Origin of the sequence: Micromonospora sp. SD12 (assembly GCF_052068495.1) — a bacterium.
GTDB lineage: Bacteria > Actinomycetota > Actinomycetes > Mycobacteriales > Micromonosporaceae > Micromonospora > Micromonospora echinofusca.
This window is the reverse complement of sequence record NZ_JBQHDF010000011.1, coordinates 47,806-59,853: the sequence shown is the minus strand read 5'-3', so window position 1 is coordinate 59,853 and position 12,048 is coordinate 47,806. Positions and strand designations below refer to the sequence as shown.

The 12,048-nt window shown below is 72.8% G+C and carries 11 protein-coding genes; 5 read left to right on the top strand and 6 right to left on the bottom strand.

All coding sequences use genetic code 11. The features are described from left to right. Window positions 1-5 precede the first annotated feature (5 nt). Entirely contained in the window at window positions 6-1,271 is a 1,266-nt protein-coding gene (locus ACTMS2_RS20620; RefSeq protein ID WP_089003025.1) for an aspartate kinase, read from the bottom strand. A gap of 223 nt (window positions 1,272-1,494) precedes the next feature. On the opposite strand from ACTMS2_RS20620, the gene ACTMS2_RS20615 reads away from it, so the two are divergent. The 3 genes from ACTMS2_RS20615 to leuA all read left to right on the top strand — a co-directional run bounded on the left by ACTMS2_RS20615 (window position 1,495) and on the right by leuA (window position 4,957). Continuing rightward, window positions 1,495-2,331: a hypothetical protein gene (locus tag ACTMS2_RS20615; RefSeq protein ID WP_441176866.1), complete on the top strand. Its 837-nt coding sequence runs from the start codon at window positions 1,495-1,497 to the stop codon at window positions 2,329-2,331. 85 nt (window positions 2,332-2,416) lie between these two features. Then, window positions 2,417-2,968, top strand: a complete 552-nt coding sequence (locus ACTMS2_RS20610) for a nitroreductase family protein (RefSeq protein ID WP_441176865.1) — start codon at window positions 2,417-2,419, stop codon at window positions 2,966-2,968. A 237-nt stretch (window positions 2,969-3,205) separates the two neighbouring features. After that, window positions 3,206-4,957, top strand: a complete 1,752-nt coding sequence (gene leuA, locus ACTMS2_RS20605; RefSeq protein WP_441176864.1) for a 2-isopropylmalate synthase — start codon at window positions 3,206-3,208, stop codon at window positions 4,955-4,957. A gap of 42 nt (window positions 4,958-4,999) precedes the next feature. Here the strand turns inward: leuA and ACTMS2_RS20600 are convergent, their stop codons facing one another. Further along, on the bottom strand, window positions 5,000-6,436 hold the full coding sequence (locus ACTMS2_RS20600) for an MFS transporter (protein WP_441176863.1): 1,437 nt from the start codon (window positions 6,434-6,436) through the stop codon (window positions 5,000-5,002). Window positions 6,437-6,544: 108 nt separating this feature from the next. Between ACTMS2_RS20600 and ACTMS2_RS20595 the strand changes: the two genes are divergently transcribed. Both ACTMS2_RS20595 and ACTMS2_RS20590 read left to right on the top strand, forming a co-directional pair. Beyond that, complete coding sequence (locus ACTMS2_RS20595; RefSeq protein ID WP_089003021.1) at window positions 6,545-7,210, top strand: HNH endonuclease family protein; 666 nt, start codon at window positions 6,545-6,547, stop codon at window positions 7,208-7,210. Beyond that, window positions 7,192-7,647, top strand: coding sequence for a hypothetical protein (locus ACTMS2_RS20590; RefSeq protein WP_441176862.1), 456 nt, complete (start codon window positions 7,192-7,194; stop codon window positions 7,645-7,647). Before ACTMS2_RS20595 ends, ACTMS2_RS20590 begins: the two co-directional genes overlap by 19 nt. A gap of 61 nt (window positions 7,648-7,708) precedes the next feature. Here the strand turns inward: ACTMS2_RS20590 and ACTMS2_RS20585 are convergent, their stop codons facing one another. The 4 genes from ACTMS2_RS20585 to ACTMS2_RS20570 form a co-directional block, all read right to left on the bottom strand. Continuing rightward, the gene (locus ACTMS2_RS20585) at window positions 7,709-8,812 is read right to left on the bottom strand and encodes an ABC transporter ATP-binding protein (RefSeq protein WP_441176861.1); all 1,104 of its coding nucleotides are present in this window, start codon (window positions 8,810-8,812) and stop codon (window positions 7,709-7,711) included. Continuing rightward, window positions 8,809-9,981 carry an ABC transporter ATP-binding protein gene (locus ACTMS2_RS20580; RefSeq protein ID WP_441176860.1) on the bottom strand — a complete coding sequence of 391 codons (1,173 nt, stop codon included), beginning with the start codon at window positions 9,979-9,981 and terminating at the stop codon, window positions 8,809-8,811. The genes ACTMS2_RS20585 and ACTMS2_RS20580 overlap by 4 nt, the downstream gene beginning before the upstream one ends. Before the next feature lie 63 nt (window positions 9,982-10,044). Beyond that, on the bottom strand, window positions 10,045-11,001 hold the full coding sequence (locus ACTMS2_RS20575; RefSeq protein WP_441176859.1) for an ABC transporter permease: 957 nt from the start codon (window positions 10,999-11,001) through the stop codon (window positions 10,045-10,047). Further along, window positions 10,998-12,002 carry an ABC transporter permease gene (locus ACTMS2_RS20570; RefSeq protein WP_441176858.1) on the bottom strand — a complete coding sequence of 335 codons (1,005 nt, stop codon included), beginning with the start codon at window positions 12,000-12,002 and terminating at the stop codon, window positions 10,998-11,000. The genes ACTMS2_RS20575 and ACTMS2_RS20570 overlap by 4 nt, the downstream gene beginning before the upstream one ends. Between the last annotated feature and the right edge of the window lie 46 nt (window positions 12,003-12,048).

The following is a 12,048-nucleotide window of genomic DNA, read 5'->3' as shown; positions in this document are numbered from 1 at the left end:
GGTGGCTACCGTCCCGTCCCCGCGTAGACGACGGCCTCGGTGTCGCCGCCGAGGTCGAAGGCCTCGTGGATGGCACGCACGGCGGCGTCCAGGTCGGTGTCGCGGCAGACCACGGAGACGCGGATCTCCGAGGTGGAGATCATCTCGATGTTGACCCCGGCCGCGCCGAGGGCGGCGAAGAAGCCGGCCGCGACGCCGGGGTGCGAGCGCATGCCGGCCCCGATCAGCGAGACCTTGCCGACGTGGTCGTCGTAGAGCAGGCCCTTGAACTTGACCGACTCCTGGATCTTGCTCAGGGCGGCCATGGCGGTCGGGCCGTCGGCCTTGGGCAGCGTGAAGGAGATGTCCGTGCGGCCCGTGCCCTCGGTGGACACGTTCTGCACGATCATGTCGAGGTTGATCTCGGCGCCGGCCACGGTGTCGAAGATCCGCGCGGCGGCGCCCGGCTCGTCGGGCACCCCCACGATCGTGATCTTGGCTTCGCTGCGGTCGTGGGCGACCCCGGTGATCAGTGCTTGCTCCACAGGAAGGTCCTCCATCGATCCGGTGACCATCGTGCCGGTGTTGGTCGAGTATGACGAACGGACGTGGATCGGCAAGCCCGCCCGGCGGGCGTACTCCACGCTGCGCAGGTGCAGGATCTTGGCGCCGCAGGCGGCCAGCTCCAGCATCTCCTCGTACGTGATCTGGGTGATGTGCCGCGCGTTCGGGACGATCCGAGGGTCGGCGCTGAAGACGCCGTCCACGTCGGTGTAGATCTCGCAGACGTCCGCGTGCAGCGCGGCGGCGAGCGCCACGGCGGTGGTGTCGGAGCCGCCCCGGCCCAGCGTGGTGACGTCCTTGGTGTCCTGCGAGACGCCCTGGAAACCGGCGACGATGACGACCGCGCCCTCGTCGAGCGCGCCCTTGAGCCGGCCCGGGGTGACGTCGATGATCCGCGCCCGGCCGTGCACCGACGTGGTGATCACGCCGGCCTGCGAGCCGGTGAACGAGCGGGCCTCGTACCCCAGGTTGTGGATGGCCATGGCGAGCAGCGCCATGGAGATCCGCTCCCCGGCGGTGAGCAGCATGTCCAGCTCGCGGCCCGGCGGCAGCGGGCTGACCTGGTTGGCCAGGTCGAGCAGCTCGTCGGTGGTGTCCCCCATCGCGGAGACCACCACGACGACGTCGTCGCCGGCCTTGCGGGCGGCGACGATGCGCTCGGCCACCCGCTTGATCCGCTCGGCGTTGGCGACGGAGGATCCGCCGTACTTCTGCACCACGAGTGCCACGACGGTGCGCTCCCTCCAGCGACGACCCTGAGCGTGCCGACGCCGCCGGAGTTCAGCCGGCGGCGCGTGTCAGACGCACCCAGGGTATCGGTCGCCCGACCCGGCCGGGTCGGGTGATCCCACGATCCGGCCCCGCCGCCCGGGGCGGGGTGGTGCGCGACACGCCGGGACGCCGCGCGCGGCGGGGCGCACGCGCGTGCTTCCCGGGCCGCAGAATGGCCCCGTGCACGCCCATCTCCGCCCGGCCGGCCTTCCCGCGAAGCCCGCGCGCGCGTCGGCGCGTCCGGCCAGACGCCTCGCCACCGCGCTCGCGCTCGCCCTGCCCGCGCTCCTCGCCGCCTGCACCGCCGACCTGCCGGCCCCCCGGCCCACACCCACCTCGGCGCCGGTGCCGGCGGGCATGGACGCGGCACGCGACGAGTTGGCCGCGCTGGCGGCCGCCGCCCAGGACCGGCACCTGGTCGCCAGCTACACGCTGCGCGCTCCGGGGTCCCCGGACCGGACGATCCTGGTGACCAGCGCGAACGACGGCAGTTGGCGGGTCGACGTGCCGGGCGGCGCGCTCGGCGGGAGCGCCGACGTCTCGTTCGCCGCCACCGCCGACGGGCTGTTCCAGTGCGCCCTGCCGTCCGCCGCCCGGCCCGAGCCGGCGACCTGCGTACGCCTCGGCGATCGCGACGAGGCCGTGCCCCGCCGGGTCGACCCGCGCGTGCAGCACCCGTTCACCGACTGGCTGGACGTGCTGACCGACCGGCGGGCCCCGCTCGCCGTGTCGCCCGCCCAGCCGCCGCCCGGCGCCGCCGGGGCCTGCTACTCGGTCGAGACCACGTCGGCGTCGATCAACGCGCCGCTGGACGTGGGGATCTACTGCTACGACCCCGACGGCACGCCCACGGCGGTGCACACCGCGTCCGGCACGCTGCTGCTCGCCGGCACGCCCGCGCCGGCCCCGGCGACGGTCCAGCTGGCCGGGCCGGTGGTCGACGCCGAGCCGCTCGGCACGGCGACGCCGGAGCCGACCACGGAACCGGCCACGAGCCCGGGCGCGGGAACGCCCTGACCGGCGGTGACGTTACGGGTGCCCTTCGCCACATTCGGACATCCCACCCCTAACCCCCTAATCGCCCTTACGGGACACTAGCCCCATGGCCGACCTCACCCCGCTGCTCGCGTTCCGCTGGAGCCCCCGGTCCTTCGACCCGGTGGCGGAGCTGTCCCGCCAGGACGCGGCCGCACTGCTGGAGGCGGCCCGCTGGGCGCCGTCGGCCGGCAACGCCCAGCCGTGGCGGTTCGCGCTCGGGCACCGCGACGACGAGACGTTCAAGCGGATCCTGGTCAACCTGCCCGACCCCGACCAGCGCTGGGCGCAGCGCGCCGCCGCCCTGCTGCTCGGCGCGCACCGCACCGGCCCCGCCGGGCACGCGTACGACCTGGGCCAGGCGGTCGCCCACCTCACCGTGCAGGCCACGGCGCTCGGCCTGCACGTACGCCAACTGCACGAGTTCGACCACGCCGGCCTGGCCGCCGACCTCGACCTGCCGGGGGACGTACGGCCGCACGTGGTGGCGGCCGTCGGGCAGCTCGGCGACCCGCTGAGCCTCCCCGCCGACCTGCTGCGGTCGGAGACCGGCCTACGCCGGCGCCTCCCCCTGGCCGACCTGCTGCTGACCAGCGAGCCTGCGAAGTGCGTCTCATAGTTCGGACCGGCCTTCCCGCCCCCCGGCCGGCCACGTAGGGTTACCTGGTCATGTGGCAGGCGTACCTCCTCCTTGGTCGCCGCGACGAGGCCTGAAGGCCGGCACCTCGTCGCGGAGTCGAACCGCGCCGTCCAGCACATCCGAACCTTCCATCGGCAACCGCCCGGGCACCGTCGCCCGGCACCCGGCCGACACCTTCCGATTGCTGACGCCACATGTTCCAGGGAGCACTCCGTCATGGCTCAACCCGTCACCGACGCTGACACCGATCCCATCGCCCGGCAGCGCCCCAGCCGGATGCCGTACCACCGCTACCAGCCGTACCAGCAGCAGTTCCGGATCGACCTGCCCGACCGCACCTGGCCGACCCGGCACGTCGAGGCCGCGCCGCGCTGGTGCGCGGTGGACCTGCGCGACGGCAACCAGGCGCTGATCGACCCGATGTCGCCGGAGCGCAAGCGCCGGATGTTCCAGCTGCTGGTGCAGATGGGCTACAAGGAGATCGAGGTCGGCTTCCCCTCGGCGAGCCAGACGGACTACGACTTCGTACGGCAGCTCATCGAGCAGGACCTGATCCCCTCCGACGTCACGATCCAGGTGCTCACCCAGTGCCGGGAGCACCTGATCGACCGGACGTTCGAGTCGCTGCGCGGCGCGCGGCGGGCGATCGTGCACTTCTACAACTCGACGTCCACGCTCCAGCGTCGGGTGGTCTTCGGGCTGGACCGCGACGGCATCGCCGACATCGCCACCCAGGGCGCGCGGCTCTGCCGCAAGTACGCGGAGATCCACACCCCGGACACGGACATCCACTACGAGTACTCGCCCGAGTCCTACACGGGCACGGAGCTGGAGTACGCGCTGGAGGTCTGCGCCAAGGTCATCGAGGTGGTCGACCCGACCCCGGACCGCAAGCTGATCGTCAACCTGCCGGCCACCGTCGAGATGGCCATGCCGAACGTCTACGCCGACTCGATCGAGTGGATGCACCGGCACCTGCCCCGGCGGGACAGCCTGGTGCTGAGCCTGCACCCGCACAACGACCGGGGCACCGGCGTGGCCGCCGCCGAGCTGGGGCTGCTGGCCGGCGCCGACCGGGTCGAGGGCTGCCTGTTCGGCAACGGCGAGCGCACCGGCAACGTCGACCTGGTGACGCTCGGGCTGAACCTGTTCTCCCAGGGCGTCGACCCGATGATCGACTTCTCGAACATCGACGAGGTGCGGCGGGCCGTCGAGTACTGCAACCAGCTCCCGGTGCACGAGCGCCACCCGTACGCCGGCGACCTCGTCTACACCGCCTTCTCCGGCTCCCACCAGGACGCGATCAAGAAGGGCTTCGACGCGCTCGCCAAGGACGCGGCGGCGGCCGGGGTGCCGATCGACCAGCACACCTGGGCGGTGCCCTACCTGCCGATCGACCCGAAGGACCTGGGCCGCACCTACGAGGCGGTCATCCGGGTCAACTCGCAGTCCGGCAAGGGCGGCGTCGCGTACATCATGAAGAGCGAGCACCAGCTCGACCTGCCGCGCCGACTCCAGATCGAGTTCTCCGGCGTGGTCCAGCAGGTCACCGACCACGACGGCGGCGAGGTCGACCCGGGCACCATGTGGGAGATCTTCGCCACGCACTACCTGCTCGACCACCAGGTCGACCCGGCGCTGGCCCTGGACGGCTACGCCATCGGCACCGCCGAGGGCAAGGTCGAGATCGAGGCCCGCGTCGGCCTGGGCGGGGAGCCCCGCTCGCTGACCGCGGTCGGCAACGGCCCGATCGACGCGTACGTCAACGCGCTCCAGTCGGTGGGTGTGGCGGTACGGGTGCTCGACTACCACGAGCACGCGCTCTCCTCCGGCGGGGACGCGCAGGCCGCCGCGTACGTGGAGTGCGAGGTCGACGGTCGTACGGTCTGGGGCGTCGGCACCGACGCCAACATCGTCACCGCCTCCGTGAAGGCCGTGACGAGCGCCGTCAACCGCGCCCGCGCCTGACGGACGAGGAAGGGCACCCCGCTAAGGCAGGGGTGCCCTTCCTCACTCGCGGGGCGGGCGGTGCACGAGCAGGACGGCCATCGCCGCCCCCGCCAGCAGCAGGCCGGCGCACCAGAGCATCGCGCCCCGGTACGCGTCGGTGAGCGCGGCCGGCTGCGCGTAGCCGGCGCCGGAGAGCCCGACCAGCAGCGGCAGGGCGGCCACCGCCAGCAGCCCGCCCGCCCGGGACGCGGCGTTGTTGAAGCCGCTCGCCACGCCGGCGAAGCGGTCGTCGACCGCGGCCAGCACGGAGGCGGTCAGCGGCGCCACCACCAGCGTCAGCCCGATCCCGAAGAGCACCACCCCGGGCAGCACGTCCCGCCAGTACGACGCGTCCGGATCGACGCGACGCAGCAGCACCAGCCCGGCGGCGGCGACCACCGGCCCGACGGTCAGCGGCAGCCTCGGCCCGATCCGCGCCGACAGCGCGCCCGCCCTGGCCGAGCCGACCAGCAGCAGCACCGTCATCGGCAGCAGCGCGACCCCGGTGAGCAGCGCCGACCAGCCGACCACGTTCTGCAGGTAGACGGCGAGGAAGAAGGTGAAGCCGCCGAGCGCCGCGTAGACGAGCACGGTGAAGACGTTCAGCACGGAGAAGAGCCGGCTGCCGAACAGGCCGGTGGGCAGCATCGCGGCGTCCCCCCGTCGCCGCTCGACCAGCACGAAGGCCACCGCGCCGGCCACGCCCGCCAGCGCGGCGGCGAGCACCGGCACCGAGTCGAAGCCCCGGACGGGGGCGTCGATCAGCGCGTACGTGACGCCGGCCAGGGCCAGCGCGCCGAGCAGGGCGCCCGCCACGTCGAACCGGCGGCGGCCCCGCCCCGCCGCCCCGGTGCGGGACGCGGCCTCGTCCCGGCTCTCCGGCACCCAGCGCAGGGTCGCCAGCAGCACGAGCACGGCCAGCGGCAGGTTGAGGAAGAAGATCCACCGCCAGGAGAGCGCGTCGATCAGCCAGCCGCCGAGGAACGGGCCGAGCGCGGTGGATACGCCGGACAGTCCCGACCAGGCGCCGATGGCGCGACCCCGGTCGTCCGGGTGGAAGCTGGCCTGGAGCACCGACAGCGAGCCCGGGGTGAGCAGCGCGCCCCCGGCGCCCTGGAGGAACCGGGCCGCGATCAGCCACTCGGTGCCCTGGGCCAGGCCGCACAGCAGCGAGGCGAGGGTGAACCAGACCACCCCGACCAGGAAGACCCGCCGCCGCCCGAACCGGTCGCCGAGCGCGCCGCCGAGCAGGACGAAGGCGGCCAGCATCAGCAGGTAGCCGTTGACCGTCCACTGGAGACCGGCGACGGTGGCGTCGAGGTCCGCACCGAGGTGGGGCAGCGCCACGTTGACCACGGTGGTGTCCAGGAAGACCATGCCGGAGGCGAGGACGGCGGCGAGCAGGGTGCCCCGCCCGTGCGCGGTGCCCAGCCGGAGCGCGGGCGCGGTTTCGGTCATGGCGTCCAATCTGCCCCGGGGGATATGAGAGACGCCACGAATCGCCGAAACCCGGCCCGGGTACTGTGCGGGATCGCCGGGAGCCCGCAAGCTGGAGAGGTGTCGTCTGTGCGTACCAGATCAGGACCGCGCGCCGCAGTGACGGCCGCGCTCGCCGCGGCGCTGGCGCTCGGCGCGGCCGGTTGCGTCGCCGCCGACGAGCCGGACGTCGCGCCGAGCAGCGGTGGCAGCGGCGGAAACGCCGCGCAGAAGCTGACCCAGCTCACCGTGGCCACCGCCGGGTCGATGAAGGGCTACAGCCGCAGCCGCTTCCCGCACTGGCGGGACACCGGCAAGAACTGCGACGTACGCGACAGCGTGCTGAAACGCGACGGGGAGGACATCAAGCTCTCCGGCTGCAACGTGGTGGGCGGCCACTGGGAGAGCGTCTACGACGGCCGCGCGTTCACCGACCCGTCCGACGTGGACATCGACCACACCGTGCCGTTGGCGAACGCGTGGCGCTCGGGTGCCGACGAGTGGGACGACGCGAAGCGTGGCGAGTTCGCCAACGATCTGGACCGGCCGCAGCTCATCGCGGTTTCCGCGTCCTCCAACCGGGCAAAGGGTGACCAGGACCCGTCCCAGTGGAAGCCGGCGAACCGGTCGTTCTGGTGCCAGTACGCCGACAACTGGGTGACGGTGAAGCACCACTGGCGGCTGACGGTGACCAGTGCCGAGAAGGCCGCCCTGACCGACATGCTGGAGGGCTGCACATGGGCGAGCAAGCCGTGACCGGAGCCGGGGGCACCCCCGCCCCGGAGCAGACGCCAGACGCCACCGGGGAGGACGCGGCGGCGGCCACCGGCAGCGCGCCGGCCGGACCGACCACGGCCGGCATGACGGCGGACGGCGCGGCGGGCACGACCACCGGGGTGCCGGGGGCCGGCATGGCCGCCGACGCCGAGGGCACCTCGACCGCCGCGACGGAGCGTACGGCCGACGTCGTGCCCGGCCCGGGCGGGGTGATGACCGACGAGGTCGGTGTGGTCACCGGCGAACTGACCCTGCGCACCGGGTACGCGGACGGCCAGGTGACGCTGACGGTGCAGTACAAGGACGCCGACGAGTGGTACACGGTCACCGGCGGCAGGGTCGCGCTGGCCGACCCGGCCGGGCTGGACGCGGTGCACGGCATCGCGGTCGCGCTGCTGCACCGCCCCGAGGGCTGACCCCACCGGCCGCCCGCCCGGACGCGGCCCTCCGGTCGAGGGGCCGCGTCCGCGACGCGGATCAGACGTACGAGCCCGGCTCGCTGGGGGCGGAGACGGTGTGCGGCTCCTCGCCCTCGCCGGCCGGTCGGGTGAGCTGCACGCTGACCTTGTGCGGGCGCAGCTCCCCGCTGGCGATCCGCTCGGCGAAGTGGCAGGCGACCCGGCTGCCGCCGATGTCCCGCAGCGCGGGCCGCTCGTCGGCGCAGCGGGTCGGCTGCGCCCACGGGCAGCGGGTGTGGAACCGGCAGCCCGCCGGCGGGTTGGCCGGTGAGGGCAGGTCGCCGGCGAGCAGGATGCGCTCCCGGCGGTCCTCCACGTCCGGGTCCGGCACCGGCACCGCCGACATCAGCGCCCGCGTGTACGGGTGCAGCGGCTCTGTGTAGAGCCGGTCGCTCGGCGCCTCCTCGACCAGCGCGCCCAGGTACATGACGCCGACCGTGTCGGAGATGTGTCGCACCACCGCGAGGTCGTGCGCGATCACCAGGTACGTCAGGCCGAGGGTGTCCTGGAGATCGTCGAGCAGGTTCACGACCTGGGCCTGGATCGACACGTCGAGCGCGGAGACCGGCTCGTCGGCGACGATCAGGTCGGGCCCGAGCACCAGCGCCCGGGCGATGCCGATGCGCTGCCGCTGGCCGCCGGAGAACTCGTGCGGGTAGCGGGAGAGCGCCCAGCGGGGCAGGCCGACCTTGTCCAGCGTCTCGCCGATGATCTTCCGGCGCTCGTCCCGGTCGCCGCCGATGCCGTGGGCCTGCAACCCCTCGGTGAGGATCGACTCGACGTTCTGCCGGGGGTCCAGGCTCGACATCGGGTCCTGGAAGATCATCTGCATCCGGCGACGCATCGACCGCAGCTTGCCCGACGGCAGCGTCGTCAGCTCGACGCCGTCGAACCTGACCTCGCCGCCGGTGGGCGGGGTGAGCTGGAGCAGCGCCCGACCCAGCGTCGACTTGCCGCAGCCCGACTCGCCGACCAGCCCGTACGTCTTGCCGCGCGGGATGCTCAGGTCGACGCCGTCGACGGCCTTCACGTGGCCGACCGTACGGTCGAAGATCACGCCCCGTCGGATCGGGAAGTGCACCTTCAGGTCGCGAACCTCGACGAGGAATTCGCTCTCGGTCACGGCTTCTCCTCCTCGCGCGGTGCGGGCACCGGGCCCGCGGTCGCCTCCGTCGCGGACGCGTCCGCCGCCGGTGCGGTGGCGACCGTGGCCGGGGCGTCGGTCGCCGGTGCCGGGGTGGTGGCCGGGGCGTCGGTGGCCGGGGCGGCCGGCTCTGCCGGGGCGGTGCCGGTGCCGGCCGTCGGGGGCAGGGTGCCGGGCACCGGCGCCGGGTTGACGCAACGGTAGCTGCGCCCGTCGTGGGCGAGCACCAGCGCGGGCGGCTCCCCCACGCACTCGTCGACCCGCCGCGCGCAGCGCGGCGCGAAGGCGCAGCCGTCCGGCCAGGGCAGGAGGTCGCGGACCGAGCCCGGGATCGGGTTCAGCCGCTCGCCGCGCCCGGCGTCCAGGCGCGGCACCGAGCCGAGCAGCCCCACGGTGTACGGGTGCCGGGGCTCGCGGAACAGCGGGCGACGGCGGGCCGTCTCCACCACCCGGCCGCCGTAGAGCACGTTGATCGTGTCGCACATCCCGGCGACCACGCCCAGGTCGTGGGTGATCATCACCAGGGCGGTGCCGGAGTCCCGGACCAGCTCCTTGAGCAGCTCCAGGATCTGCGCCTGGATGGTGACGTCCAGCGCCGTGGTCGGCTCGTCGGCGATCAGCAGCCGGGGCTTGCAGGCCACGGCCATCGCGATCAGGGCACGCTGCCGCATGCCGCCGGAGAGCTGGTGCGGGTACTCCTTGAGCCGCCGCTTCGGGTCGGGGATGCCGACCTGGTCCAGCAGGGCCGCCGCCTCCTTCTCCGCCGCCGCGCCCTTCATCCCCCGGTGCCGCGTGAGCACCTCGGTGACCTGCAACCCGATCGGGATCACCGGGTTCAGGGACGAGAGCGGGTCCTGGAAGATCATCGCGACGTCCCGGCCACGGATGTCCCGCCGGGACCGGTCGTCGAGCTGGAGCAGGTCCGTGCCGTCGAAGACCGCCTTGCCGCCGACGCGCAGGCCCGGCTGCTTGGGCAGCAGACCCATGATCGCCAGCGAGGTGACGCTCTTGCCGCAGCCGGACTCGCCGACCAGGCCGACCACCTCGCCGGCGTCGACGGAGAAGGAGACCCCGTCGACGGCGTGCACGGTGCGCTGACCGCGCCGGGCGAAGGTGACGGAGAGATCTTCGACATCAAGCAGAGCCATGTCGGGCCCGCCTTTCGTTCGCGACTGCGGGGCTCGTCAGCGCACTCCTCGCGCTCACCGGCCCTACTTCCGCAGTTTCGGGTCGAGTGCCTCGCGCATCGCCTCGCCGAGCAGGGTGAAGCCCAGCGCGGTGACGATGATGGCGAGGGCGGGCAGGATCGCCAGCCGGGGCGCGGAGTCGAGGTACTGCTGCGCGTCGGCGAGCATCACACCCCACTCGGGGATGGAGGCGTCGTTGTTGCCGAGGCCGAGGAAGGAGAGCGCCGCAGCCTCGATGATCGCGGTGGCCAGGGTGAGGGTGGCCTGCACGATGACCGGGGCGAGCGAGTTCGGCACCACGTGGGTCAGCGCGATCTTCGGCTTCTTGACGCCCAGCGAGACGGCGGCCAGGACGTAGTCGCTGTTCGCCTGGGAGATCATCGAGCCGCGCAGCAGCCGGGCGAAGACCGGCACCGACACCACGCCGACCGCGATCATGACCGTGGTCAGCCCGGCGCCGAGCAGGGCCGCGATGCTGATCGCCAGCAGCAGGCTCGGCATGGCCAGCAGCATGTCGACGAACCGCATCAGCACGTTGTCGACCGCCCGGCCCCACCGGCCGCCGAGGCCGGCGGCGGCACCGGCGATCCCGCCGATCAGCGAGCCGACCGCGAGGCCGATCAGGGTGGAGACCACGCCGACCAGCAGGGTCTGCCGGGCGCCGACGATCATGCGGCTGAACTCGTCGCGACCGATGTGGTCGACGCCGAACCAGTTCTCGCCCCGGAATCCGGGGAATTCGCCGAGGCGGATCTCGCTCTTCCAGAGCTGGGCGTCGGGGGCGTACGGGACGAAGAACGGCCCGAGGATGGCGACCAGCAGGAACAGGCTGAGGATCACCGCGCCGACGATCGCCGCCGGGTTGCGCCGCAGCCGGCGGAACGCCTCCTTCCAGAGGCTGACGCCGCGCTCGTCCTCCCGGGCCGCCAGCTCGGCGAGCCGGTCGATCTTTTCCTTCTTCTTGCCGCTGGTGATCGTCATCGGACCCTCACCCTCGGGTCGATCAGGCTGTAGGAGAGGTCGACCAGGAGGTTCACCAGCACGTACACCACCGCGATGATCAGGATGAAGCCCATCAGGACCGGATAGTCACGCTGGCTGATCGCCTCGTAGATGAAGGCTCCGATGCCGCTGAAGGCGAAGACGGTCTCGGTCAGCACCGCGCCGGAGAGCAGGCCGCCGGTGAGCAGGCCGATCGAGGTGACCACCGGCAGCATGGAGTTGCGCAGCACGTGCCGGCGCCGGACCGTGCTCTCGGTGAGTCCCTTCGCCTCGGCGGTGCGTACGAAGTCCTCGTTGAGGACCTCCAGCACGCTGGCCCGGGTGATCCGGACGATGATCGCCAGGGGGATGCTGGCCAGCGCGACGCCCGGCAGCACCAGGTGCCAGAGCGCGTCGGCGGCGGCGTCCCACTCCCGGGTCATCAGACCGTCGAGGACGAAGAAGTTGGTGACCCGCGTCGCCCCGAGCGTCGGGTCCTGCCGGCCGCTCGCCGGGAACCAGCCGAGGTTCTCCGCGAAGATCGCCTTGAGCACGTACGCGAGGAAGAATACCGGGATGCAGATGCCGATCAGGGAGCCGCCCACGGAGAGGTGGTCCAGCATCCGGCCGCGGCGGCGGGCCGCCAGGTAGCCCAGCGGGATGCCGACGCCGACCGCGATCAGCATCGCCGTGATGGAGAGCTCGACCGTGCCGGGGAACCGCTCGACGAACTCGGTGACGACGGTGCGCTTGGTGGAGGTCGAGGTGCCCAGATCCAGGCGGATCAGCCGCCGCACGAACCGGCCGTACTGCACCAGGATCGGCTCGTCGAGGCCCATGTTGCGCCGGATCTGGGCGCGCATCTCGGGCGTCCCACGCTCACCGAGGATGGCGGTCTCGGGACCGCCGGGCAGTCGGCGGAGCCAGATGAACAGCAGGAGGGAGAGCCCGAACAGCGTGGGTATCAGCTGGAGCAGGCGTCTGACGATGAACCGGAACACGGCGGCCTCGAAAGGGGTACGGAGGGTCGTGGGCGGGCGCTGCCGA

Excerpts from the sequence above, each read along its gene's own strand:
- ACTMS2_RS20610 (WP_441176865.1), top strand. The coding sequence starts at position 2,417 with ATGGCCGACCTCACCCCGCTGCTCGCGTTCCGCTGGAGCCCCCGGTCC.
- leuA (WP_441176864.1), top strand. The coding sequence starts at position 3,206 with ATGGCTCAACCCGTCACCGACGCTGACACCGATCCCATCGCCCGGCAG.
- ACTMS2_RS20600 (WP_441176863.1), bottom strand. The coding sequence starts at position 6,436 with ATGACCGAAACCGCGCCCGCGCTCCGGCTGGGCACCGCGCACGGGCGG.
- ACTMS2_RS20590 (WP_441176862.1), top strand. The coding sequence starts at position 7,192 with ATGGGCGAGCAAGCCGTGACCGGAGCCGGGGGCACCCCCGCCCCGGAG.
- ACTMS2_RS20580 (WP_441176860.1), bottom strand. The coding sequence starts at position 9,981 with ATGGCTCTGCTTGATGTCGAAGATCTCTCCGTCACCTTCGCCCGGCGC.
- ACTMS2_RS20575 (WP_441176859.1), bottom strand. The coding sequence starts at position 11,001 with ATGACGATCACCAGCGGCAAGAAGAAGGAAAAGATCGACCGGCTCGCC.